The sequence below is a fragment of the Xanthobacter autotrophicus genome (assembly GCF_005871085.1).
Lineage (GTDB): Bacteria > Pseudomonadota > Alphaproteobacteria > Rhizobiales > Xanthobacteraceae > Xanthobacter > Xanthobacter autotrophicus.
This window is the reverse complement of the sequence record NZ_VAUP01000037.1, coordinates 124,351-147,434: the sequence shown is the minus strand read 5'-3', so window position 1 is coordinate 147,434 and position 23,084 is coordinate 124,351. Positions and strand designations below refer to the sequence as shown.

The window sequence follows — 23,084 nt, the reverse complement described above, 5'->3', positions numbered from 1 at the left end:
GGACAGCAAGACCCGGAGACAAAAAGGCCCGGCACTGTGGTGCCGGGCCTTTGCTTTTTAAACCGGACCTGTTTGAAACCAGATCTGGAGACCGGGGACGAACGAGGCGCGTCCATCCAGGCCGTGCTACGCGATGGCCATTACTCCGCGACCGTTACTCGGCGGCGATGCGCACATGGGGCTGGGCGTCGCGCACGGCGGCGTCCACATGGCTCTCGAACCGGGTGAAATTCTCCCGGAACATCTCCACCAGCCGGCGCGCGGTGGCGTCGAACTCCGCCTTGTCGGCCCAGGTCTTGGACGGATAGAGCACATGCGGCTCGATGCCGGGCACATTGGTGGGCACCTCGAACCCGAAATAGGGATCGGTGCGGAACGATGCGCCCTTCAGCGAGCCGTCCAGCACAGCCGTGAGCAGGGTGCGGGTGACTTTAATGGGCATTCGCCGTCCGGTGCCGAACTTGCCGCCGGTCCAGCCGGTGTTCACCAGCCAGCAGTCCACCTGATGTTCCGCGATCAGGTCACGCAGAAGATTGCCGTACACCGAGGGATGGCGCGGCATGAAGGGGGCGCCGAAGCAGGTGGAGAAGGTGGCTTCCGGATCCTTCACCCCCTTCTCGGTACCGGCGACCTTGGCGGTGTAGCCCGACAGGAAGTGATACATGGCCTGCGCCGGGGTCAGACGGGCGATGGGCGGCAGCACGCCGAAGGCGTCGCAGGTGAGCATCACCACGTTCTTCGGCATGCCCGCGACGCTGGTGGCGCTGGCATTGGGAATGAACGACAGGGGATAGCAGGAGCGGGTGTTCTCGGTCAGGCTGCCGTCGTCGAAGTCGGGGACGTGGGTGACTTTGTCCAGCAGCACGTTCTCCAGCACCGTGCCGAAGCGGTTGGAGGCGGCGAAGATCTCCGGCTCTGCCTCGGCCGAGAGGCGGATGGTCTTGGCGTAGCAGCCGCCCTCGAAATTGAAGACGCCGCTCTGGCTCCAGCCGTGCTCGTCATCGCCCAGAAGGGTGCGGTTGGGATCGGCGGAGAGGGTGGTCTTGCCGGTGCCGGACAGGCCGAAGAACAGGCATACGTCGCCGTCCGCGCCCACGTTCGCCGAGCAGTGCATGGGCATGATGCCCTTTTTCGGCAGGATGTAGTTCAGCGCCGTGAACACCGACTTTTTCATCTCGCCCGCATAGGACGAATTGCCGATCAGCACGATGCCGCGGGTGAAATTCACCGCGATCACCGTCTCCGAGCGTACCCCGTGGCGCGCCGGATCCGCCTTGAAGGACGGCAGGTCGATGATGGTGAGTTCGGGCACGAAGCTGTCCAGCTCGGCCTGCTCCGGCCGGCGCAGCATGGTGCGGATGAACAGCGAGTGCCAGGCGAACTCGGTATAGACGCGCACCTTGATGCGGCAGGAGGGGTCGGCGCCGCCGTAGAGGTCCTGGGCATAGAGGGTCTTGTCCTCGGCCGCCGCGAGGAAGTCCTGGTAGAGCGTCTCGAACTGCTCCGGTGAGATGGCGCCGTTGTTGTCCCACCACACCTCGGCCTCGGTGTCGGCGTCGCGGACCACGAACTTGTCCTTGGGGCTGCGGCCGGTATGGGCGCCCGTCTCCGCAACCAGCGCGCCGCCGGAGGACAGGCGGGCTTCCCGGTTCGCCAGGGCGTGCTCGTAGAGCGCGGGCTCCAGCAGGTTCCAGTGAACCGCGGTAAGGTGTTTCAAACCGAAGCTGGCGGCGCCGCAGGCGCTGTTCCGGTGGCCGGTTTCGAGCAAGGAATCGTCCTCCTGATGTTCCCACCGGCTTGAAGCCGGCTCCGCGCGGCACACGGACGCCATCCTGCATCCTTGAGGGATGCCACGCCTCCTCAGGCTATAAGGAGACGCCGCCAAAGGAAATACCGCCAAACGTCCATCCGGAACGCGATGCAGCCCCACTCTACAAGTGGGGACAGCCACGGCGTTTCCTAAGAAACGCCGTGGCTCAGGCAGCGGTTCCCTGACGCGCCTTCTGCACGAGGGCGACGAGTTCTTGACGCACTGCGGTAAGATCAGTAACGCGCTGCGAAAATTCTAGACGACGGACCAGCTCGCCGCTGGAAATCTCGCAGCCTTCCGGGTCCACCGCCACCATGCGCCAGGCGCCCTCGGGCGCACCGAGAAGGACCGTTGCGTAAAGGCCGACGGCATCCGAGTGGTCGGCATTCATGTGCGCGATGACACCGTCGGCACCCGCTGCCAGTGCTTCGGCCCCGGTCCAGTCGGTGAGGAGGGCGGCGCCCGGCACGTCCACGATACGGCCGAAACCCTCCACCAGGTGCGCCTCTTCCACATGGATGGCGTGGAAGGCAAAGTCCGTGAAGTCCACATAGCCAGCTGCGGCAGGATGGCGGGCGAGGTACCGGGCGCGCACCTCGGCCTCCGGCGCCGCCACGATGCGGCCGATGAGGCTGGCCCGCGGCGCATTCAGTGGATCGATGGCGCCTGCCGCCGAGATCAGAAGGGAGACCCGCGCATCACCGGCGATGTTGCGGGTGTGTCGGGCGAGGCGGGAGATGAGCAGGGTGGGGCGGCCTTCCGGACCGGTGGCCACCGCCACCAGCGAGGCATAGGGCCCGCCCGTACCCTCCAGCGTCGCCAGCGCGCCGAAGCGCGCTTCGCGGATGAGCCGGCGGACGGCGGTGGCGGCAGATTCGGCCATGAAACCATGCTCCCTTCAGACCAACGCAGGATGATGCGGTCCGCCTGCCCAGCGCAAGCGCTGCCGCCACCGCAGGCCGCCGCAGGGCGAACGTGGTGACGCTTGGCCGGGTCGAGGCTCGGTCCGGTCGGGCCTTATGGGCGACATTTACAAGGTGACGTTTGGCGTCAGTGGAGAATCCCGCTATTTTGCGGCAGTCGACTCTTGTGTGTCACATTTCGGCCACGCGAACGGGGTTCACCCCTCGCGTAAGGCCGCAGTTGAGGCCGCTGTTTCCAGACGGCTGAAAAGAGGTGTCATGCCCACCATCGCCCTCGTCGACGACGACCGCAACATTCTGACCTCGGTTTCCATCGCACTGGAGGCGGAAGGCTATCGCATCGACACCTACACCGATGGCGCCTCGGCCCTGGATGGATTCAAGACCAACCCGCCGGACCTCGCCATCCTCGACATCAAGATGCCGCGCATGGACGGCATGGAGCTGCTGCGCCGCTTGCGCCAGAAGACCGACATGCCGGTGATCTTCCTCACCTCCAAGGATGAGGAGATCGACGAACTGTTCGGCCTCAAGATGGGCGCCGATGACTTTATCAAGAAGCCGTTCTCCCAGCGCCTGCTGGTGGAGCGGGTGAAGGCCGTGCTGCGCCGGGTCGGTGCCAAGGATGGCGCCGCCCCCCGCGAGACCGACAGCGCCAAGGTGCTGGAGCGCGGCAATCTGCGCATGGATCCCGAGCGCCACACCTGCACCTGGAAGGGCGAGCCGGTGACCCTCACCGTCACCGAATTCCTGATCCTGCAGGCGCTGGCCCAGCGTCCCGGCGTGGTCAAGAGCCGCAACGCGCTGATGGATGCGGCCTATGACGATCAGGTCTATGTGGACGACCGCACCATCGACAGCCACATCAAGCGGCTGCGCAAGAAGTTCAAGTCGGTGGACGACAGCTTCGAGATGATCGAGACCCTGTACGGCGTCGGCTACCGGTTCAAGGAGTGAGCACCACGGCACCGCGCCGGGGGCTCTGGACGACATGACGGCGCACACCGACGAGGCCCGGGCCGACGAGATGGCCCTGGGCGGTCCCGGCGCCTCCGGCGGCCGGGCGGACCGCGGGCGCGAGCCGCGCGGCGGTGTGATCGCGTGGCTGAAGCGCGTGCGCCGCTTCGTGGCCTTCAAGGGCTTCTCCTCGCTTACCCGGCGTATCGTGCTGCTCAACCTCGCCGGGCTGTGCGCCCTGGTGTCGGGCATCCTCTATCTGTCGGAGTTCCGATCCGGCCTCATCGACGCGCGCATCCAGAGTCTCCTGGTGCAGGGCGAGATCATCGCCGCCGCCATCGCCTCCTCGGCGCAGGTGGAAACCAATGCCATCACCCTCGATCCCGAGCGGCTGCTGGAATTGCAGGCGGGCGAGAGCTACGGCCCCGACGACGGCTTCGCGCCGCTGGAATTCCCCATCAATCCCGAGCGCGTCGCCCCGGTGCTGCGGCGCCTGGTGGGGCCGACCCGCACCCGCGCCCGCATCTATGACCGCGAAGGCCAGCTGCTGCTGGATTCCCGTTCGCTCTATTCGCGCGGCGAGATCCTGCGCTACGACCTGCCGTCCCCCAACGAGCCGAAGCCTGGTGTGCTGGAGCGGGCCTGGCAGGCGGTGCAGCTGTGGTTCGGCCGCGGCGACCTGCCGCTCTACAAGGAGTTCGGCCCCCAGGCCGGCAAGAATTATCCCGAGGTCGCCTCCGCCGCCATGGGCGTGAAGGCCAGTGAGGTGCGGGTGGACGAGCGCGGACAGGTGGTGGTCTCTGTCGCCGTGCCGGTCCAGCGCTTCCGCGCCATCCTCGGCGTGCTGCTCTTGTCAACCCAGAGCGGCGAGATCGACGCGGCGGTGAAGGCCGAGCGCTTCGTCATCGTGCGCGTGTTCCTGGTGGCGGCAGTGGTGATGGTGCTGCTCTCGGTGCTGCTCGCCGGCACCATCGCCGATCCGGTGCGCAAGCTCGCGGCGGCGGCCGAACGGGTGCGCCGGCGCATCAAGTCGCGGGTGGAGATCCCGGATTTCACCGCCCGCTCGGACGAGATCGGCCATCTCTCCGGCGCCCTGCGCGACATGACTGGCGCCCTTTACAATCGCATTGAGGCCATCGAGAGCTTCGCCGCCGACGTGGCGCACGAACTCAAGAACCCGCTCACCTCCCTGCGCAGCGCGGTGGAGACGCTGCCGCTCGCCAAGAGTGACACCTCGCGCAACCGCCTGATGGACGTGATCCAGCACGACGTGAAACGTCTGGACCGCCTCATTTCCGATATTTCCGACGCCAGTCGGCTTGATGCCGAGCTGCAGCGGCAGGAGGCGGCGAGCGTCGATCTCAAGCAATTGCTGGAGATGGTGGTGGGCCTTGCCCAGGACGTGCGCAAGGACGACGGCGTCTGCGTGTCGCTCACTTTCGAGCGGGCACACGGCGCGCCGGCCGACTTCCTGGTGGCGGGCCATGCCTCGCGACTGGGCCAGGTTGTGGACAATCTCGTCTCCAACGCCCGCTCCTTCTCGCCCGAGGGCGGATCGGTGCGCGTCATGTGCCGCCGGCTGAAGGACGGTGCCGAGATCGTGGTGGACGACGACGGCCCAGGCATTCGCCCGGACGCGCTCTCGCGCATCTTCGAGCGCTTCTACACGGACCGGCCGCACCAGGGCTTCGGGCAGAATTCGGGGCTTGGCCTCTCAATCTCCCGGCAGATCGCCGAGGCCCACGGCGGCACCATCTGGGCTGAGAATCGCACGGAAACCGAGCCCGACGGCACCCTGCGGGTGACCGGCGCCCGCTTCGTCGTGCGCTTACCGGCCGCCTGAGCCGTGGGCGCGCCCGCCAGTATCCATGCGAGCTGCATCGCCATCGGTGACCTCGGTGTGCTGATCCGCGGGCCCTCGGGCTCGGGCAAATCGAGCCTCGCCCTGCGGCTCATCCTCGACGCCCCGCGCAGCCTGCCCCCGGCCGAGCTGGTGGCCGACGACCGAGTGCTGTTGTCGCCGGAGGAGGGCGTTCTGGTGGCGCGGCCGGCCCAAAGACTTGCCGGGTTGATCGAGATGCGGGGCCTCGGCATCCGCCGGCTACCGTATCGTCCCATGGTCGCGGTGCGGCATGTGGTCGATCTTGCAGCATCGGACGCGGGCCGGATGCCGACCCCGGAAGCCCGGCGAATGATGCTTCAAGGCATTGAAGTTGAACGTATTCCTCTGGAGGAGTGGCAGCAGGCGCCACTGGTTCTCGCTTGCATTATCGGAACGCGTGACCACGATGATTAAATGTGCTTTTGTGCGTTGCACCCCTTGCGTAATTTTTGAGCCGATCTGAATATGGCCGTCCCGCAACGCGGGAGGCCTTCATCCAAGGGGTGGTGGAGGCGGAGGAAGCATGATCGGTCTCGTCCTCGTCACACATGGCCGCCTCGCAGACGAATTCTGCTCCGCCCTGGAGCACGTCATGGGTCCGCAGACCCAGATGGCGACCGTTACCATTGGTCCCGAGGACGATATGGAGCGGCGGCGGCAGGACATCATCGAAGCCGTGGACCGGGTGCGGACCGGCGATGGCGTGGTGATCCTCACGGACATGTTCGGTGGCACGCCCTCCAATCTCGCCATCTCGGTGATGAATACGCCGGACGTTGAGGTGGTGGCGGGCATCAACCTGCCCATGCTGGTGAAGCTGGCCAAGGTGCGCGGCGAGCTGCCGCTGGAGCAGGCCGTCGACGTGGCGCAGGAAGCCGGTAGGAAATACATCAATGTCGCAAGCCGTGTCCTCTCCGGTAAATGACGCCTTCGTTCCGCGGGCGGACGCGGGCGACGCACAAGCCCACGAGTGTCCCGAGGCGGCGTGCGGTGGGCCCATCGCACCCGAGGCTCTGGTGCGCGCCCTGCCGATCGTGAACAAGCGCGGCCTGCATGCCCGCGCCTCCGCCAAGTTCGTGCAGACGGTGGAGCGGTTCGACGCCTACGTGACCGTATGTCGCAACGGCGAGGCGGTGGGCGGCAATTCCATCATGGGGCTGATGATGCTGGCCGCCGGCCCCGGTACCAGCGTGACCGTGACCGCAACCGGCAACGAGGCCGCTGCGGTGCTTGAGGCCCTTCATGCCCTGGTGGCCGATCGCTTCGGCGAGGAAGAGTAGCGCTTTCGCCGGGGCTGCACCGCGCCGCAGGCCGGCTGCGAAACCCAGGGCCCGCCATTCCGGCGCTCCGCTTGTGGCCGGCGTTTACCTCAATCTCAAGTCGCTCTGGCCGGTGACCGATTGGTTGCCTATTTCTTAATGTCGATCGCTCGCGCGCTGTGCGCGGGGATCCGGGACGGGTCTTCCCCCCGTATCATGGCCATGTTGGAGCCGACGAGCCATCAGGAGGTGACAACACCGCCGCCCCGGGGCGCACGGTGGAGCCTCGGGCTGTCCACGAAGCTCCTTGCCTTGACCGTCGCCGTGGTGGCCATGGCCGAAATCGCGGTGCTGGTGCCCACCATCGCCAATTACCGTATCGCCTGGCTCTCCGACCGGCTGGCGGCGGCCCGCACCGCCGCCCTGGTGCTGGATGCCGCCCCGCAGGAGGGCATTTCGCCCGACCTGACCCGCCAGCTGCTGGAGAGCGTTGGCGCCAAGGTGATCGTCGTGAAGCGAGAGGACACCCGCCGCCTCCTTGCCGCCTCCGACATGCCGCCCATGGCCAATGTCCACATCGACATGCGCGAGACCACCCTGTGGACCGCGGTGCGCGACGCTTTCGACACGCTCACGGCCGGGGAGGGCAGCATCCTGCGCGTGGTGGGCGATCCGCCGCACGGCGCAGATTTCATCGAGATCGTCCTCAGCGGCACGCCCCTGCGCGCGGCCCTGCTGCGCTTCGCCGCCACCGTGCTGCTGGTGTCGCTGGCGGTGGCTGTGGCCGCTGGCGTGCTGGTCTATGTGAGCCTCAACTGGCTGTTCGTGAGGCCCATGCGGCGGCTCACCGAGCGCATCTCGGCGTTCCGGGAGAATCCGGAGGACGCTTCCCGGATCATCGTGCCCTCGGGCCGCTCCGACGAGATCGGCACCGCCGAGGAGGCGCTCGAGGAGATGCAGCGCGAGCTGTCCCAGACGCTGCACCAGAAGAGCCATCTGGCGGCGCTCGGCCTCGCCGTCTCAAAGATCAACCACGATCTGCGCAACCTGCTGTCGTCCGCGCAGCTGCTCTCCGATCGCCTGGCAACGGTGCCGGACCCCACGGTGCAGCGGTTCGCGCCCAAGCTGCTGGCCGCCCTCGACCGCGCCATCACCTATTGCGAGCAGACCCTCTCCTATGGCCGCGCCAAGGAGCCGCTGCCCGAGCGGCGCGACGTGGCGCTTGCCCACCTCTTCGACGAGGTGCGCGAGACGTTGGGCCTGCAGGGCGGCTCGGGAATCGGCTGGGTGGTGGATATCGAGCGTGGGCTGGTTGCCGATGCCGACCCGGACCAACTTTTCCGCGTGATCCTGAACATCGCCCGCAACGCCGTTCAGGCGCTGGAGGTGCGTGCGCCGGTGGATCCCGAGCGCGACCAGATCCGCATCAAGGCCCGGCGCAAGGGGGCGTTGGTGGAGATCGAGATGGGCGACACCGGGCCCGGCATTCCCGCGGCGCGGCGCGAGCATCTGTTCGAGGCCTTCGTGTCCTCGGCGCGGCGCGGCGGCACCGGGCTCGGCCTGCCCATCGCCGACGAACTGGTGCGGGCTCATGGCGGCGAGATCCGCCTTCTGGACACGCAGGTGGGCACCACCTTCCGCATCACCATTCCCGACCAGCCGGAAAGCCGTCACCATCGACGCGAGCGCATCCGGGCGTGAGGTTTCGACGTACCGCGCAGTTTTCCACATGGGAGTAGCGCCAAGCGGTTTTTCTCAGTGATCCGGTCTTGCGTGGTCCGCTGGAAGGGTGTAGCTCACGGGTCCTCGCGGCGCTCCAACGCCGCGACGCCCCGGAAGGGCTTCCCTTCCAGGCCGGTTCCCACCGGTTTCGGGCACAGGCGCCGGTAGCTCAGCTGGATAGAGCACCAGACTACGAATCTGGGGGTCGGGAGTTCGAATCTTCCCCGGCGCGCCATCTAACAAATTGAAATAACAATTATTTTCAGACGCTCTGTCTGGATCTGCCGGCTGAATTTTCTGAGTTCAGCCGGTTTTTCAGCCGGTTTTGGAAGGATGGATACCCCTTCGCACCCTATAGTGGTTAGGCGGGTGTCCGAGCGACTGGCCAGAGGAACAGAGGTCTGTTTTTTCCTCAAGGGAGATCGCGGTCATAACGCGGCGAGCGCGCCAACCCCCTTTCCAAGGTTGGGATCGAGGGTTCGAATCCCTTCGCCCGATCCAGTTTCTCTCAATAAATCAATGCATTAGGTGTAAGCGTCGTCTTCAGGCCACGTTGCTGAGGACCGGTTGCGCCGGATAGGCCCATGGGATGAGGTCGTCGATGCGGCTGTTGGGGTGTAGCGCGCAAAATCGAATTGCACCGCGCGCAGGATCAAATTGCACCGGCCTCCTCCTGGCTTGAAGCGCCGTTTAACCCCTCCTGCAGCCGCCGGCACGCGATCTCGAAATAGGCCGCATCGACCTCGATCCCGACGTAGGGCCTCCCCACCGCCTGGCAAGCCAGCCCGACTGTACCCGAGCCCATGAACGGGTCGAGGATCGCCCCCGCCTCCATGGGCACCAGGAGGCCCTCCATCACAGCCACCGGCTTGCCGGCGATGTGGTGCTTGTGCCTCGGCACCGGAGCCCGGAACACGCCGGGAGCTGTCGGCCCGGTGAGGGGACGCGGTCCCTCCGTTCCCCAGACCACATACTCCGCCTGCGCCCGATACCGCCCCTGCTGCGGCCGGCCACGCTCTGTCTTGTCCCACGGCACGATGCCCCGCCAGACCCAGCCGGCCGCCTGCAGTGCGTCGGTGGTGGTGGGCATCTGGCGCCAATCTGTGAAGACGCACCCGAGGGCGCCTGGAACGACCAGGCCCCGAGCGCGGGAGAGCCAGAGGGTCAGCCAGGCGAAGTAGGAACGCTGGTCGCGGGTGTCGCCCTGAAACTCCGGATAGATGCCCCTATGCGCCGAGGACTGGTATTTCGAGCTGGTCGGCGCCGAGCGGTCCCCCTTGAACGCTCCGCCGCTGGAATAGGGCGGATCGGTCAGGAGCCCGGCAAACCCGCGCTCCTTCAGCAGCGGGAGCACGTCAGACTGCCCTCTCACGCCCAACCTATGAAGGTGCGCCCGGGACGACGCTTACCATTGAGTTATCGCCCCGGCGGGGCAGATATGGCCTTTTGGCTTGGAGCTACCACGGGGCTACCACCGATTGTGCCGGCACAGACGCGGCCATAGGCCGCCTCTGTGCTAACCGCATGGGCTCCGCCGCCCGCTGCATCCTCCTGCGAAACATCGGCATGATGCGGGTACGAGCGATGTTCACTGCGGTCCAGCGGTGAGCCTCGGAGTTGGTGGGTCCGTCACGATCGAAAGCGCGGCGCACCCGGAGCCCACAGGGTCGCGGCTCCGGTGGCCACTTGCACCGACGGCCAGTCGTCGCCTTGACGGCAATCTTTCCAATACCTATTTATCTGCCTAGGCAGATAATTTCCAGCGTGAGGCTGTTGGTGTCAATCGGCGAAGTCCTTCTCCCTTCGATCTCCGAAGCAACCTACGATGCCGTCCACAATGTCGGCCGGACGCTGATCGACGCGGCCGCGCAGATGACGCGGGCGGTCGATCGCCGTGCCCAGACTGTGGGGATCACCGGCGCGCAATGGGTGGTGCTGATCCGCATCGGCGGCGGCATCGGCAGCACGGCGAGCGAGCTTTGCCGGACCCTCGGATACGACAGCGGCGCCATGACCCGGATGCTGGACCGGCTGGTGAAGCTCGGACTGGTCCGGCGCGTCCCGTCGCCCGCGGACGGGCGGGTCATGACCGTCGCGCTGACGCCCGCGGGGGAAGCGCTCTATCCGCGCCTCAGGCCCATCGCCATCGACGTGCTGAATACGCACCTGCGGGGCTTCAAGCCCGAGGAGATCGAGCAGCTCATGGGCTTCCTGGAGCGCATCATCGCCAACGGGCAGGCGGGCAGCGACGGGGTGTCCTGCGACACCGGCCCGGCGTTCGGCGGCGCGACCCGATCACGCGCCGGAGGTCAGCAATGAGATGGGTGCTCAAGGCGCTGCGACGTGCGGTCTGCATTCTTGCGGCCCTGGCTGCCGGCGGGGCTCTCATGGCCAATTCCGCCTTCGCGCAGGCCGGTCCAGCGCCGGGAGGGGCGAGAATGCCCGCCGAGCACGTCAATATTGTCCATGAGCTGTCGCTGTCGGCGGCACAGAAGCTTCTGGCCAAAGGTCTCGGCGTTGCGGCTGAGCGCAACCTGAAGTTGGCCATCTCGGTGGTGGACCGCTCGGGCCATCAGCTTGCCTTCGCTCGGATGGACGGCGCCGCGATCGTGACGGTGGAGGTCGCGATCGGCAAGGCGCGCACGGCGGCTTTCCTCAAGGCACCGTCGAAACTGTTCGAGGACATGATCAATTCGGGCAAGCCATCCATGGCGACCGTGCCGGGGCTGCTGCCGCTCGAGGGCGGCATGCCGGTTCTCCTCGATGGCGAGGTGATCGGCGCGGTCGGCGTCAGCGGTGGAACCGGCGAGACCGATCAGGAGATCGCGACGCTGATCGCCAAATCATTTGCCGAATTTTGACAGGACGGAGCATGTAATGAACGAAGTCCAGCAAGTGATCCGCAAGAGCAATCGCGACGAAGACGAGCGACAACCCCACCGTGTGCGGCATGAGCTTCGCTTCCGTCTGCTCGATGTGCGGCAGGTCGAGAAGCTGACGCCGCATATGACGCGGATCACGCTTGGCGGTGACGAGCTCGAGGGCTTCACCAGCCCCGGCTTCGACGATCATGTGAAGCTGTTCTTTCCCGCCCCCGGCGAGGATGCGCCATCGCGCCCGGAACTTGGCGAGAAGAGTGTCACCTTCCCGGATGGGCGCGCGCATCCGATCATGCGAGACTTCACGCCGCGCCACTATGATCCGGTCGCGCGCACGCTTCAGATCGACTTCGCGCTCCATGACGGCGGCCCTGCGAGCGACTGGGCACGGCAGGCAAGACCCGGCCAGATGCTCGGCGTCGGCGGGCCGCGCGGCTCCTTCATCCTGCCGACCGATTTCGACTGGCACCTGCTGATCGGCGACGAGACAGCGTTGCCGGCGATCGCTCGGCGGTTGGACGAGCTGCCTGTGGGCGCACGCGCTGTCGTGCTGGTCGAGGTGAAGGGGGAGGCCGACGAACTGCCCTTCGAGACCAACGCCGTTGCGACGATCCATTGGGTGCATCGCGGCAAGGCGTTGCCGAACGCCACCCCGCTGGTCGAGGCGTTGAAGACCATCCCTTTCCCGGGCGGCGAATACCACGCCTGGATCGCCGGCGAGTCGGAGACCGTCAAGCAATTGCGTCAGGCCCTGATCGCCGAGCATGGCGCCAATCCCAAATGGGTCCGGGCCTCGGGCTACTGGCGGCGTGGCGCAACGGCCGTTCACGACAGTCTCGACGAGTAGGCGAAGCCTGTGAGTCATCTGCTCTCGGAAATTCTCCTCGGTCCGCTCCGGCTCGAAAACCGCATCGTCATTGCGCCCATGTGCCGGTTCTCGGCCACCAACGGACAGGCCGGCGACTGGCACCTCATGCATCTCGGCAAGGCGCCCTGGCAATATCGCGACTGCGCTCCCGCGACGACGAGAGGGTTGTTCGCATTCGCCGCGGAGCCGACGACAACGGAAAGGACGGCAGGGTGAGCCTCAAGGACAAGACAGTCGTCGTCATCGGCGGGACGTCCGGCTTCGGCAAGGCGACGTCCCTCAAGGCAGTCGGGCTGGGCGCCCGCCTGGTCATCACCGGCCGGGATGCGGCAAAGCTGCAGCGTGTCGTCGCGGAGTTCGCATCGGCCGGGCACGAGGCTGCCGGGCATGTGGTCGATGCGGCTGAAGTCGCGTCGGTCGCAGCCTTCTTCGAGAAGGTCGAGCCTTTCCACCATCTGGTCTCGATGGCTGGCGGCTTCATGGGCGGCGGCTTTCTCGATGCCGACTATGAGACAATCCGGCGCGCCGTCGACGAAAAGCTCTTTGCCAATCTTCAGATCGCACGCCATGCGGCGAAGAAGATTGCGGACGGCGGCAGTATGACCTTCACCGCCGGCTCCGGCGGCCGCCCGCACAATGCCTCCGGCGCGATCATCGGCAACGACGCCATCCGCACTCTGGTTCAGGGCCTTGCGGTCGAGCTCGCCCCGAAGGCCCGTGTGAACGCTGTGGCGCCGACATGGACGCCGACGCCGCTCTGGCGAGGCATGCCGGCCGCCGACGTGCTGGCCACGCAGAAGCGCTTCTCGCAGACCATCCCGCTCGGCCGCACGGCCGAGATCGAGGAGGTCGCCTCGGCCTACATCTTCCTCATGCAGTGCGGCTTCATCACCGGCCAGACCATCGTGGTCGATGGCGGGCTGACGCTGGTGAGCTGAGCCGGCCAGGATCAACCCAACCCGAAAAGGAACTCATCATGTCCGTCCATGTCGCCGTCATCGTAGGCAGCCTTCGGAAAGGCGCATTCAGCCGTTCGATCGCACTCGCGCTGAAGGAGATCGCCGCCCCGCGCCTCGACCTTGGCATTGTCGAGATCGGCGATCTGCCGCTCTACAATCCCGACCTCGATGGCGAGACGCCGCCCGCGCCTTGGGCGCGGTTCCGCGGCGAAGTCGCTGCGTCCGACGCCGTGCTCTTTGTGACGCCGGAATACAACCGCTCGATCCCCGGCGGCCTGAAGAACGCGCTCGACGTCGGCTCGCGGCCCTATGGAAAGAGCGTCTGGAGTGGCAAGCCCGCAGCCATCGTCAGCGTCTCGCCGGGCCTGCTCGGCGCCTTCGGCGCCAATCACCACCTGCGCCAGCCGCTGGTCTTCCTCGACATGCCGATATTGCAGCAGCCGGAAGCCTACATCTCCAAGGTCGGCGATCTCCTCGACGCCGACGGCAGGCTGACCAGCGACGCCACGAAGGATTTCCTCAAGACCTTCGCCGACAAATTTGCGGACTGGATCGCGCTGACCGTAGGGAAGTGACCGAAAGTGGCCAGGTGCCGCGCCAAGTCACGCACCGATCCGCCTGCGCTCCACACTGATCGGACAGCACGTTCCATTTCATGATTTCAGAGACGGATTCACCAATCGGGCTGAGCCGACCGGATCGGTGAAACCGTCTCTCAATATTTTTAATAACTCTCTATATTGAATCCATCACAATAAGATCCATACTGCCGGCATGCGTCCGCCGACCGTCCACCGCACCCCTGACTGGGTTCAAGCCCTGAGAGCCAAGGGGCTGCGCGCCACCGTGCAGCGCGTCACGGTCCTGGATTTCCTGCACCATCATCCGCATGCCGATGCCGAAGCCATCTTTCAGGCCGTGCGTCCCGCGCTGCCGACCATCTCTCTTCAAGCCGTCCACCTGATCGTGCAAGGGCTTTCCGGGAAGGGCCTGATCCGTCGCATCAGCCTGCCGGATTCCGCCAGCGCGCGGTACGAAACGCGCATTCAAGATAATCACCACCACATCCAATGCATTCGATGCGGGCGCATCGAGGACGTGGATTGTATTGTCGGTCATGCCCCCTGCATCGAACCATGCGATACGCACGGCATGCGCATCCTCGAAGCCAGCATCGTCTTTCGCGGCGTGTGCCAGGATTGTGACGACACAGCAAGCCAAAGGAAAGAAAAGCCATGACAACTGAAGCCAAATGCCCGTTTTCGGGGAGTGCCTCCAAGCTCGTCGCCGGCGGGGGCACCGAGAACCGCCACTGGTGGCCGAACCAGCTGCGCCTTGACCTGCTGAACCAGCACTCGTCCAAATCCGATCCGCTGGGCCGGACGTTCAACTACCGTGAGGAGTTCACGAAGCTCGACTACGAGGCGCTGAAGAGCGATCTGCGCAAGCTGATGACCAACTCGCAGGAGTGGTGGCCGGCCGACTTCGGCCACTATGGTCCGCAGTTCATCCGCATGTCCTGGCACGCCGCCGGCACCTACCGCCTGAGCGATGGCCGCGGCGGCGGCGGTCGCGGCCAGCAGCGTTTCGCTCCGCTCGACAGCTGGCCGGACAATGTGAACATCGACAAGTCGCGCCGCCTGCTGTGGCCGATCAAGCAGAAATACGGGCAGAAGATCTCCTGGGCCGACCTCCTGATCCTCACCGGCAACGTGGCGCTGGAGACCATGGGCTTTCGCACCTTCGGCTTTGCCGCCGGCCGCGAAGACACCTGGGAGCCCGATCTCGACGTGAACTGGGGGTCCGAGACCACCTGGCTGACCCACCGGCCGCTCGATGCGTTTCCCAATCCGCTCAGCGCCACCGAGATGGGCCTGATCTACGTCAACCCGGAAGGTCCGAACGCCAACGGCGACCCGGTCTCCGCCGCCGCGTTCATCCGCGAGACCTTCAAGCGCATGGCGATGAACGACGAGGAAACCGTCGCGCTGATCGGCGGCGGCCACACCTTCGGCAAGACCCACGGTGCCGCGCCCGAGTCCCACAAGGGACCGGAGCCTGAAGCCGCCGGCCTCGAGGCCCAGGGCCTGGGCTGGATCAGCGACTACGGCACCGGCAGCGCCGGCGATGCCATCGGCAGCGGGCTTGAAGTCACCTGGACCCAGACGCCGGCGCAGTGGAGCAACCACTTCTTCGATAATCTGTTCAAGTTCGAATGGGTGCAGACCCGCAGCCCCGGCGGCCACATCCAGTGGGAGGCGACGGACGCCGAGGCCGTCATCCCGGACGCGCACGACCCGTCGAAGAAGCGCAAGCCGACCATGCTGACCACGGATCTGTCGCTGCGCTTCGACCCGGCCTACGAGAAGATCTCGCGCCGCTTCCTGGAGAATCCGCAGGCCTTCGCCGAAGCGTTTGCCCGGGCCTGGTTCAAGCTGACCCATCGGGACCTTGGTCCGCGCACGCGCTATCTCGGCCCGGAAGTGCCGAAGGAAGTGCTGATCTGGCAGGATCCGGTGCCCGCCGTCGATCATCCCTTGATCAACGGCGCCGACGCCGCCGCGCTCAAGGCCAAGGTTCTGGCCACGGGCCTGACCGTGTCCGAACTGGTCGGCACCGCCTGGGCCTCGGCCTCCACCTTCCGGGGCGGCGACAAGCGCGGCGGCGCCAACGGCGCGCGCATCCGCCTCGCCCCGCAGAAGGACTGGGAGGTCAACCAGCCCGAACAGTTGGCCAGGGTGCTCAAGGCATTGGAAGGCATCCAGCGCGAGTTCAATCAGGCGGCGGGCGACGGCAAGAAGGTCTCGCTGGCCGACCTGATCGTGCTGGCCGGCAATGCCGGCGTCGAGCAGGCGGCGAAGGCCGCCGGCCACGAGGTGAGCGTGCCGTTCGCGCCCGGCCGCACCGACGCCGCGCAGGAGCAGACGGATGTCGCCACCTTCGACGTGCTCGAACCGGCCGCGGACGGCTTCCGCAACTACCAGCACGCCGAGCTTGCGGCGCCCGCCGAGGTGGTCCTGATCGACAAGGCGCAACTGCTGACCCTGACCGCGCCCGAACTGACCGTGCTGATCGGCGGCCTGCGCGCGATCAACATCAATGTCGGCGGTTCCCCCCACGGCGTGCTCACGGACCAGCCGGGCGTGCTGACCAACGACTTCTTCGTCAACCTGCTGGATATGGGCACCCAGTGGACGGCGGTCCCCGAGGCCAAGGACGTGTTCGAGGCGCGTGACCGCAAGACCGGAGTGCAGAAGTGGACCGGCACCCGCGTCGACCTCGTGTTCGGCTCGAACTCGGTGCTGCGCGCCTTGGCCGAGGTTTATGCCAGCACGGACGCGAAGGAGAAGTTCGTCAACGACTTCGTCGCCGCCTGGACCAAGGTGACCAACCTTGATCGCTTCGATTTGCACGGTTGACACCAAACAACCCGGCGATAGCCGGCGCCGTCGAGACGCCGCGCGGGAGAAAAACCCCCTCACGGGGGTTTTTCTCCGTGATAAATCCCAGTTTTCACGTAATTTTACTACATCCATGCAATGTATAGGCGTGGGAGCCTGTTTTCATGGCATCCTAAGGAAGTACACTATGTCGAACCTGACGTTCAGGTTACATTCGTTCTCCCGTCCCGTCATCCGGGAATGAAGCGGGCGCGCGCCTCGCGGAAGCGCTGGGTGAGAACATCCCGCAGCACCGTGATGCGCCGCACCTGCGCGGTGTCGGGATGGGCGAGGAGGAAATAGGAGCGGCGAAAGCCGATGCCGGGCAGGATCCGCACCAGCGCATCCGGGCCTTGCGCCTCCAGATGCCGGCCGGCGGCGAAATCGTGCAGCACGCCGATGCCGGCCCCCGCCCGCACCGCCTCCATCTGGCCCATGACGCTGGCGCAGCGAAACCGGCTGCGCCCGTACTTTTCCAGCACGCCGGAATAATCCAGCGCCGAGGCATAGGCGAGGTCCTCCACCCCCGTCACCACAACGTGGCCGGCGAGGTCTTCCACGCTCGCCGGAGTGCCGTGGCGCTCCAGATAGGCGCGGGCGGCATAGACCGAGAGCGTGTAGTCGATCAGCCGGGAGACCAGCAGCCGGCCTTCCGTGGGCCGGTCGAGTACGATGGCCAGGTCCGCCTCCCGCCGCGACAAAGAGAAGGTGCGCGGCAGCGGCACCAGCTCCACCACGAGGTCCGGATAAAGGGCAGCCAGCGCCCCCAGCTCCGCGGCGAGGAAGTAGTTGCCGAGCCCATCCGGCGCGCCGATGCGCACGGTGCCGGAGACATCGGCTGCCGCGTCGCGGAAGCTCTCGGCGATGCCCAGCATCTCCGCTTCCACCCGCTCGGCCGCCGGTAGTAGCCGTTCTCCAGCGTCGGTGGGTACGCAGCCGGCGGGGCGGCGATCGAACAATGGGGCGCCGAGGGCCTCTTCCAGCGCATCGAGCCGGCGGGCCACGGTGGCATGGTTGAGCCCCAGCCGCCGCGACGCCGCCAGAAGCTGCCCCTGCCGCGCCACGGCAAGGAAGACGCGCAGATGGTCCCAATCCATACTTCAAATTCCGCACAACAGATGCTCGAATGATAGCATTGATGATCATCTTTTGAAGTGGGAAGACGGGGCACCTTCCTGCCGCTTCAAGAGGCCCAAACCATGCCGCTCGCCGCCGCCCAGCCTGTTGCAGGCCCGCTCGCCATCCCGCATTTCATTGCCGGCCGGCAGGTCCCCGGCACCAGCGGACGCACCGCGCCGGTGTACAATCCAGCCACGGGGGTGCAGTCGGGCGAGGTGGCGCTGGCCTCCGAGGCGGAAGTGCGCGCGGCGGTGGAGGCGGCCAATGCCGCCGCGCCCGGCTGGGCGGCCACCACGCCCCTGCGCCGCGCCCGCATTCTCAACGCCTTCCTACGCATTCTGGAAGAGCGCATCGACACCCTGGCGGAAGTCATCTCCGCCGAGCACGGCAAGGTGTTCTCCGACGCCAAGGGCGAGATCCAGCGCGGCATGGAGGTGGTGGAATTCGCCACCGGCGCGCCGCAGCTGCTCAAGGGCGAGATCACCGAGGACGTGGGCACCAGGGTGGACAGCCACGCCGTGCGCCAGCCGCTGGGGGTGGTGGCCGGCATCACGCCGTTCAACTTCCCGGCCATGGTGCCCATGTGGATGTTCCCGGTGGCGCTGGCGTGCGGCAACTGCTTCATCCTGAAGCCGTCCGAGCGCGATCCCTCCGCCTCCCTGCTGCTGGCGGAGTGGCTGAAGGAAGCGGGCCTGCCGGACGGTGTCTTCACCGTGGTGCAGGGCGACAAGGTGGCGGTGGACGCGCTGCTGAACGATCCGGGCGTGGAGGCCATCAGCTTCGTCGGCTCCACTCCCATCGCCCGCTACATCTACGAGAGGGCGGCGCGCACCGGAAAGCGCTGCCAGGCGCTGGGCGGCGCCAAGAACCACATGATCATCATGCCCGACGCCGACATGGACCAGGCCGTGGACGCCCTCATGGGCGCCGCCTACGGCTCGGCCGGTGAGCGCTGCATGGCGGTCTCGGTGGCGGTGCCGGTGGGCGAGGGCACCGCCGAGGCGCTGATGGAGAAGCTGGAGCCGCGGGTGCGCGCCCTCAAGGTCGGCCCGGGCACCGATCCCGAGGCGGAGATGGGCCCGCTGGTGACCAGGCAGCACCTCGACAAGGTGTCGGGCTATGTGGACCAGGGCGTCGCGGAAGGCGCGAAGCTGGTGGTGGACGGGCGCGGCCTCAGGCTCCAGGGCTATGAGGGCGGCTACTTCATCGGCGGCACCCTGTTCGACCACGTCACGAGCGAGATGCGCATCTACAGGGAGGAGATCTTCGGCCCCGTCCTCGCCGTGGTGCGCGCCGACAGCTACAAGACCGCCGCCGACCTCATCAACACCCACGAGTTCGGCAACGGCACCGCCATCTTCACCCGCGACGGCGACGCGGCGCGCGAGTTCGCGCACCAGATCAAGGTGGGCATGGTGGGCATCAACGTGCCGATCCCGGTGCCCATGGCGTTCCACTCCTTCGGCGGCTGGAAGGCCTCCCTGTTCGGCGACCACCACATGCACGGGCCCGAGGGCGTGCGCTTCTACACGCGGCTGAAGACCATCACCACCCGCTGGCCCACCGGCATCCGCGCCGGCGCCGACTTCGTCATGCCCACCATGAAGTGAGCCGGCAGGGAGGGGCCGCGCGGGGGCGGCCCCGTTTAGGTTCCGGCGCGGTCGGCATCGTGCGGACCCATGACTTTCAGCTTGACCAGATCTCGCTGCGCGAGGTCCTGCGCACGTAGTCGATGAGGAAGTCGGTGAAGACGCGGATCTTGGCCGGCAGGCGGGCCTTGTTCTGGTAGGCGATGTTCATGGTGAGCATCGGCAATTGCCAGTCGATGAGGAGCGGCACGAGGCGGCCCGCCTCGATGTCGCCCTGCACGATGTACAGCGGCTGGATGAGGATGCCGAGCCCGGCGAGCGCTGCCTGGCGGATCACCTGGCCATCATTGCAGTCGAGGGCGCCGGTGATGCGCACGGCGCGCTCGATGTCGCCCTTGGTGAGGTGCAGGGAAAACGGGTCGGCTGCGAGATTGTAAATGAGCATGTCGTGCTGTGCGAGGTCGGCCGGCTCCCTCGGCTCGCCGCGCAGCGCAATGTAGGCCGGCGCAGCGGCGAGCACGCGGCGCATGCGGCCGAGCCGGCGCACGATGATGTTGGTGTCCGGCTCGTGCAGCCGGGTGCGGATGGCGACGTCGATCCCCGCTTCGATGAAGTCGAGATAGCGATTTGCCACCGCCACATGCACGCTCAGCTTCGGGTAGAGCGCGCGCAGCTCCGGCAGCATGGGCGCGATGTAGGTCATCGCGAAGGACAGCGAGCTGGTCACCCGCAGCAGGCCCTGGGGCGAGACGGTGTGGGCGTTGATGGCGTCTTCGGCCTCCGAGAGCTCGTTCAGCAGGGAACTGCTGCGCTGCAGGAATTCCTGGCCTGCTTCGGTGAGCCAGAGGCGGCGGGTGTTGCGCTCGATGAGCCGCGCCGACAGGCGATCCTCCAATGCGCTCAGGTGCCGGCTCGCCGCGGCATTGGACATGCCGAGCACCTCGGCCGCCCGTGACAGACTCCCGAGCTCGGCGGTCTTCACGAAGACCTCCAATTGGGTCAGCCGATCCATATTTCCACCTAGCGGAATAGAGTGTTACGCACTTACGTATTTATTTCCGTTCTGTGCAAGCCAAAATGCAATCTAACGATACGAGGTCCAAGGGGGAGCGCCATGAGCGGTCCGATCAAGCATGTGGTCATGTGGCGTGTGAGCGGCGAAACGGCTGAGTTGCGTGCAGCCGCGCGGCGCAAGGTGCAGACCGCCTTCGAAGGCCTGCGCGGCCGCATCGAAGGCCTGCGCTCCCTCGAGGTGGGCATAAACATCACCGATATCGACCATGCCTGCGATGTGGTGCTGATCACCGAGTTCTCGGACCTCGCCGGGCTCCAATCCTACGCCACCCATCCCGAGCATCTGCGGGTGCGTCGGGAACTGGGCGACCTGCGCACCGCGCGGTTCCAGGTGGATTACGCGATCGGCTCCGCCGGCCCGGACCTTGCCAAGGCCGAGGCCCGCGAGCTGAGCCCGGAAGCGATGGCGGATTGATCGGCGGGGCATTCGGCAGGGAACGAAGACATGATCAGCACCTTCACTTATGAGGCCCTGCCTGTCCGGGTCGTGTTCGGCCGCGGCACGCTCTCCACCCTGAAGGCCGAGGCGGAGCGCCTGGGCATCGGCCGGGCCCTGGTGCTGGCGACGCCGCAGCAGGAAGCGGAAGGCCGCCGGATCGGCGGGCTCCTGGGCGGCGCCTTCGCCGGCCTATTCGCCGGTGCCACCATGCACACGCCCGCCCACGTCACCGAGCGTGCTGTGGCCGAACTCCACGCCACCGGCGCGGACGGCGTGGTCGCCATCGGCGGCGGCTCCACCATCGGTCTCGGCAAGGCGCTCGCCCTGCGCACCGGCGTGAAGCAGATCTGCATTCCCACCACCTATGCCGGCTCGGAGATGACGCCGATCCTCGGCGAGACCAAGGACGGGCTGAAGACCACCATCCGCTCGCTGGAGGTCCTGCCGGAGGTCGCCATCTACGATGTCGACCTCACGGTGACGCTGCCCCCGACGCTGTGCGCCACCTCCGGCATCAATGCCATCGCCCATGCGGTGGAGGCGCTCTACGCCCGCGACCGCAACCCCATCGTCTCGCTGATGGCGGAAGAGGGCATCCGCAACCTCGCGTCCGCCTTGCCGATCCTGGTGCATGAGCCGCTCAACCTGGACGCACGCAACCGCGCCTTCTACGGTGCATGGCTGTGCGGCTGCTGCCTCGGCGCGGTGGGCATGGCGCTGCACCACAAGCTCTGCCACACGCTCGGCGGCTCCTTCAACCTGCCCCACGCCGAGACGCATACCATCGTGCTGCCCCATGCCGTGGCCTACAATGCGGAGGCGGCGCCCGAGGCCATGGCGGCCATCAAGCGCGCACTCGGCGCAAGCGATGCCGCGCGCGGCCTGTTCGATCTGGTGCGGGCGCTCGGCGTGCCGCAGGCCCTCGCCGATATCGGCATGCCCGCCGACGGGATCGAGCGGGCCGCCGACATCGCCGTCGAGTCCCCCTACTGGAATCCACGCCCCATCGTGCGCGACGCCATCCGCGACCTGATCGCCCATGCCTATGCCGGCGAGCGGCCGGGCGCCGTGGCGAGCCGCGCGGCCTGAACGCTGCCCCGCGACCATGCAGGTGGCGCTCGCGCCGCCCGCCTTGCAGATGACGGACCCGGCCGCCAAGCCGGACGACAACAAGACCCAGGGAGATTCCATTGAGAAACTTCGATCAGTTCACCATCACGCAAGCCGTGTTCACCCGCATCGCCAATGGGCAGGACCGGCGCGTCCACGAGATCAGTTCGGCCCTGGTGCGCCACCTTCACGACTTCATCCGCGAGGTGCGCCCCACCCAGGAGGAATGGACTGAGGGCATCGCCTTCCTCACCGACGTCGGGCACATGTGCACGCAGACCCGGCAGGAGTTCATTCTGCTGTCCGACACCCTCGGCGTCTCCATGCTGGTGGATGCCATCAACCACGACCACAAGGGCGTCGCCACCGAGAGCACGGTGCTCGGCCCTTTCTATGTGGAAAGCCCGCCGGAATTCGCCTGTGGCGCGGATATTTCGGGTGATCTCGCCGGCGCGCCCATATTCGTCTCCGGCAGCGTCGCGACCGCGGACGGCGCCGCGCTCGCCGGCGCCATCGTGGATGTCTGGCACTCCGACGAAGACGGCTATTACGACGTCCAGAGCACCGTGCCGGACGCGGGCCTCGCGGCGCGGGCCCGGTTCCGCACCGACGCCGCCGGACGCTTCCATTTCTGGTCCATCAAGCCGGCCGCCTATCCCATTCCGCACGACGGCCCGGTGGGGAAGATGCTGGAGGCGCAGGGGCGCCATCCCTGGCGGCCGGCCCATGTGCACTTCATGATCGAGGCGCCGGGGCACGAGCGGCTCGTCACCCACGTGTTCGTCGCCGGCGACCAGTATCTGGACTCCGACGCCGTCTTCGGCGTGAAGGACTCGCTGATCCGCGAATTCACCCCCTGTGCGGCCGGCACCGCGCCCGACGGGCGGCAGATGGATCGTGATTATTGCCACCTGCACTACGACTTCAGATTGCTGCCGGCGGCCCAGGCCGCATCGCAGGCCGCTTGAGGCGTCGCGCCACGAGACGGTCACCCGCGGCCATCCGCTATTGAATGAGGATCCGGCGCTGCGGCACCGCGCGCATAAGCCGGCCG

22 protein-coding genes, 1 tRNA gene and 1 pseudogene are annotated in these 23,084 nt (G+C 66.7%); 19 read left to right on the top strand and 5 right to left on the bottom strand.

Going from position 1 to position 23,084, the window contains the following annotated elements; translation table 11 throughout:
* Nucleotides 1-154: 154 nt before the first annotated feature.
* Both FBQ73_RS18475 and FBQ73_RS18470 read right to left on the bottom strand, forming a co-directional pair.
* Complete coding sequence (locus tag FBQ73_RS18475) at nt 155-1,768, bottom strand: phosphoenolpyruvate carboxykinase (protein WP_138400958.1); 1,614 nt, start codon at nt 1,766-1,768, stop codon at nt 155-157.
* 208 nt (nt 1,769-1,976) lie between these two features.
* Nucleotides 1,977-2,693 (bottom strand): HugZ family pyridoxamine 5'-phosphate oxidase, encoded by a 717-nt coding sequence (locus FBQ73_RS18470; RefSeq protein ID WP_138400957.1) that lies wholly within the window; start codon nt 2,691-2,693, stop codon nt 1,977-1,979.
* Nucleotides 2,694-2,991: 298 nt separating this feature from the next.
* Between FBQ73_RS18470 and FBQ73_RS18465 the strand changes: the two genes are divergently transcribed.
* The 7 genes from FBQ73_RS18465 to FBQ73_RS18435 all read left to right on the top strand — a co-directional run bounded on the left by FBQ73_RS18465 (nt 2,992) and on the right by FBQ73_RS18435 (nt 8,788).
* Nucleotides 2,992-3,690: a response regulator transcription factor gene (locus FBQ73_RS18465; protein ID WP_012114836.1), complete on the top strand. Its 699-nt coding sequence runs from the start codon at nt 2,992-2,994 to the stop codon at nt 3,688-3,690.
* A gap of 34 nt (nt 3,691-3,724) precedes the next feature.
* On the top strand, nt 3,725-5,533 hold the full coding sequence (locus FBQ73_RS18460; protein WP_138400956.1) for a sensor histidine kinase: 1,809 nt from the start codon (nt 3,725-3,727) through the stop codon (nt 5,531-5,533).
* A gap of 3 nt (nt 5,534-5,536) precedes the next feature.
* Nucleotides 5,537-5,986 carry an HPr kinase/phosphorylase gene (locus tag FBQ73_RS18455; protein ID WP_138400955.1) on the top strand — a complete coding sequence of 150 codons (450 nt, stop codon included), beginning with the start codon at nt 5,537-5,539 and terminating at the stop codon, nt 5,984-5,986.
* Between the two features lie 109 nt (nt 5,987-6,095).
* Nucleotides 6,096-6,497 carry a PTS sugar transporter subunit IIA gene (locus tag FBQ73_RS18450; RefSeq protein ID WP_138400954.1) on the top strand — a complete coding sequence of 134 codons (402 nt, stop codon included), beginning with the start codon at nt 6,096-6,098 and terminating at the stop codon, nt 6,495-6,497.
* Complete coding sequence (locus FBQ73_RS18445) at nt 6,466-6,852, top strand: HPr family phosphocarrier protein (RefSeq protein ID WP_392567241.1); 387 nt, start codon at nt 6,466-6,468, stop codon at nt 6,850-6,852. Before FBQ73_RS18450 ends, FBQ73_RS18445 begins: the two co-directional genes overlap by 32 nt.
* Nucleotides 6,853-7,053: 201 nt before the next feature.
* Nucleotides 7,054-8,532, top strand: a complete 1,479-nt coding sequence (locus FBQ73_RS18440; RefSeq protein WP_392567243.1) for an ATP-binding protein — start codon at nt 7,054-7,056, stop codon at nt 8,530-8,532.
* 179 nt (nt 8,533-8,711) lie between these two features.
* A tRNA-Arg gene (locus FBQ73_RS18435) sits at nt 8,712-8,788 on the top strand.
* Nucleotides 8,789-9,205: 417 nt separating this feature from the next.
* Here FBQ73_RS18435 and FBQ73_RS18430 read toward each other — a convergent pair.
* Complete coding sequence (locus FBQ73_RS18430; protein WP_246089773.1) at nt 9,206-9,907, bottom strand: DNA-methyltransferase; 702 nt, start codon at nt 9,905-9,907, stop codon at nt 9,206-9,208.
* A 422-nt stretch (nt 9,908-10,329) separates the two neighbouring features.
* Here FBQ73_RS18430 and FBQ73_RS18425 point away from each other — a divergent pair, with 422 nt between their 5' ends.
* The 8 genes and pseudogenes from FBQ73_RS18425 to katG all read left to right on the top strand — a co-directional run bounded on the left by FBQ73_RS18425 (nt 10,330) and on the right by katG (nt 16,678).
* A complete protein-coding gene (locus tag FBQ73_RS18425; RefSeq protein ID WP_210236824.1) occupies nt 10,330-10,872 on the top strand; it encodes a MarR family winged helix-turn-helix transcriptional regulator in 543 nt (180 codons plus the stop codon).
* Nucleotides 10,869-11,414: a GlcG/HbpS family heme-binding protein gene (locus tag FBQ73_RS18420; protein WP_210236823.1), complete on the top strand. Its 546-nt coding sequence runs from the start codon at nt 10,869-10,871 to the stop codon at nt 11,412-11,414. The genes FBQ73_RS18425 and FBQ73_RS18420 overlap by 4 nt, the downstream gene beginning before the upstream one ends.
* A gap of 16 nt (nt 11,415-11,430) precedes the next feature.
* Nucleotides 11,431-12,279, top strand: a complete 849-nt coding sequence (locus tag FBQ73_RS18415) for a siderophore-interacting protein (protein WP_138400953.1) — start codon at nt 11,431-11,433, stop codon at nt 12,277-12,279.
* Between the two features lie 9 nt (nt 12,280-12,288).
* Nucleotides 12,289-12,417 (top strand): annotated as a pseudogene (locus tag FBQ73_RS22945) (oxidoreductase); the annotation flags it as partial.
* Nucleotides 12,418-12,512: 95 nt separating this feature from the next.
* Nucleotides 12,513-13,238, top strand: coding sequence for an SDR family NAD(P)-dependent oxidoreductase (locus tag FBQ73_RS18405; RefSeq protein WP_138400951.1), 726 nt, complete (start codon nt 12,513-12,515; stop codon nt 13,236-13,238).
* A 38-nt stretch (nt 13,239-13,276) separates the two neighbouring features.
* Nucleotides 13,277-13,834: an NADPH-dependent FMN reductase gene (locus FBQ73_RS18400; RefSeq protein WP_138400950.1), complete on the top strand. Its 558-nt coding sequence runs from the start codon at nt 13,277-13,279 to the stop codon at nt 13,832-13,834.
* 199 nt (nt 13,835-14,033) lie between these two features.
* Entirely contained in the window at nt 14,034-14,498 is a 465-nt protein-coding gene (locus tag FBQ73_RS18395) for a Fur family transcriptional regulator (protein WP_138400949.1), read from the top strand.
* Entirely contained in the window at nt 14,495-16,678 is a 2,184-nt protein-coding gene (katG, locus tag FBQ73_RS18390; RefSeq protein WP_138400948.1) for a catalase/peroxidase HPI, read from the top strand. Before FBQ73_RS18395 ends, katG begins: the two co-directional genes overlap by 4 nt.
* Before the next feature lie 212 nt (nt 16,679-16,890).
* On the opposite strand, the gene FBQ73_RS18385 is transcribed toward katG, so the two are convergent.
* Complete coding sequence (locus tag FBQ73_RS18385) at nt 16,891-17,796, bottom strand: LysR family transcriptional regulator (protein WP_138400947.1); 906 nt, start codon at nt 17,794-17,796, stop codon at nt 16,891-16,893.
* A 102-nt stretch (nt 17,797-17,898) separates the two neighbouring features.
* Between FBQ73_RS18385 and FBQ73_RS18380 the strand changes: the two genes are divergently transcribed.
* Nucleotides 17,899-19,428: a CoA-acylating methylmalonate-semialdehyde dehydrogenase gene (locus FBQ73_RS18380; RefSeq protein WP_138400946.1), complete on the top strand. Its 1,530-nt coding sequence runs from the start codon at nt 17,899-17,901 to the stop codon at nt 19,426-19,428.
* A gap of 76 nt (nt 19,429-19,504) precedes the next feature.
* Here FBQ73_RS18380 and FBQ73_RS18375 read toward each other — a convergent pair whose 3' ends face one another.
* Nucleotides 19,505-20,419 (bottom strand): LysR family transcriptional regulator, encoded by a 915-nt coding sequence (locus FBQ73_RS18375; protein ID WP_138400945.1) that lies wholly within the window; start codon nt 20,417-20,419, stop codon nt 19,505-19,507.
* A gap of 102 nt (nt 20,420-20,521) precedes the next feature.
* On the opposite strand from FBQ73_RS18375, the gene FBQ73_RS18370 reads away from it, so the two are divergent.
* The 3 genes from FBQ73_RS18370 (at nt 20,522) to FBQ73_RS18360 (ending at nt 22,998) form a co-directional block, all read left to right on the top strand.
* Complete coding sequence (locus FBQ73_RS18370) at nt 20,522-20,896, top strand: Dabb family protein (protein WP_138400944.1); 375 nt, start codon at nt 20,522-20,524, stop codon at nt 20,894-20,896.
* A 30-nt stretch (nt 20,897-20,926) separates the two neighbouring features.
* Nucleotides 20,927-22,009: a maleylacetate reductase gene (locus tag FBQ73_RS18365; RefSeq protein ID WP_138400943.1), complete on the top strand. Its 1,083-nt coding sequence runs from the start codon at nt 20,927-20,929 to the stop codon at nt 22,007-22,009.
* Nucleotides 22,010-22,110: 101 nt separating this feature from the next.
* Nucleotides 22,111-22,998, top strand: coding sequence for an intradiol ring-cleavage dioxygenase (locus FBQ73_RS18360; RefSeq protein WP_138400942.1), 888 nt, complete (start codon nt 22,111-22,113; stop codon nt 22,996-22,998).
* The last annotated feature ends 86 nt before the right edge of the window (nt 22,999-23,084 follow it).

Coding starts and splice junctions, on each gene's coding strand:
- FBQ73_RS18415 (WP_138400953.1), top strand. CDS start 11,431: ATGAACGAAGTCCAGCAAGTGATCCGCAAGAGCAATCGCGACGAAGAC.
- katG (WP_138400948.1), top strand. CDS start 14,495: ATGACAACTGAAGCCAAATGCCCGTTTTCGGGGAGTGCCTCCAAGCTC.
- FBQ73_RS18460 (WP_138400956.1), top strand. CDS start 3,725: ATGACGGCGCACACCGACGAGGCCCGGGCCGACGAGATGGCCCTGGGC.
- FBQ73_RS18385 (WP_138400947.1), bottom strand. CDS start 17,796: ATGGATTGGGACCATCTGCGCGTCTTCCTTGCCGTGGCGCGGCAGGGG.
- FBQ73_RS18375 (WP_138400945.1), bottom strand. CDS start 20,419: ATGGATCGGCTGACCCAATTGGAGGTCTTCGTGAAGACCGCCGAGCTC.
- FBQ73_RS18465 (WP_012114836.1), top strand. CDS start 2,992: ATGCCCACCATCGCCCTCGTCGACGACGACCGCAACATTCTGACCTCG.
- FBQ73_RS18380 (WP_138400946.1), top strand. CDS start 17,899: ATGCCGCTCGCCGCCGCCCAGCCTGTTGCAGGCCCGCTCGCCATCCCG.
- FBQ73_RS18440 (WP_392567243.1), top strand. CDS start 7,054: ATGTTGGAGCCGACGAGCCATCAGGAGGTGACAACACCGCCGCCCCGG.
- FBQ73_RS18470 (WP_138400957.1), bottom strand. CDS start 2,693: ATGGCCGAATCTGCCGCCACCGCCGTCCGCCGGCTCATCCGCGAAGCG.
- FBQ73_RS18445 (WP_392567241.1), top strand. CDS start 6,466: ATGTCGCAAGCCGTGTCCTCTCCGGTAAATGACGCCTTCGTTCCGCGG.
- FBQ73_RS18450 (WP_138400954.1), top strand. CDS start 6,096: ATGATCGGTCTCGTCCTCGTCACACATGGCCGCCTCGCAGACGAATTC.
- FBQ73_RS18420 (WP_210236823.1), top strand. CDS start 10,869: ATGAGATGGGTGCTCAAGGCGCTGCGACGTGCGGTCTGCATTCTTGCG.
- FBQ73_RS18400 (WP_138400950.1), top strand. CDS start 13,277: ATGTCCGTCCATGTCGCCGTCATCGTAGGCAGCCTTCGGAAAGGCGCA.
- FBQ73_RS18365 (WP_138400943.1), top strand. CDS start 20,927: ATGATCAGCACCTTCACTTATGAGGCCCTGCCTGTCCGGGTCGTGTTC.
- FBQ73_RS18370 (WP_138400944.1), top strand. CDS start 20,522: ATGAGCGGTCCGATCAAGCATGTGGTCATGTGGCGTGTGAGCGGCGAA.
- FBQ73_RS18395 (WP_138400949.1), top strand. CDS start 14,034: ATGCGTCCGCCGACCGTCCACCGCACCCCTGACTGGGTTCAAGCCCTG.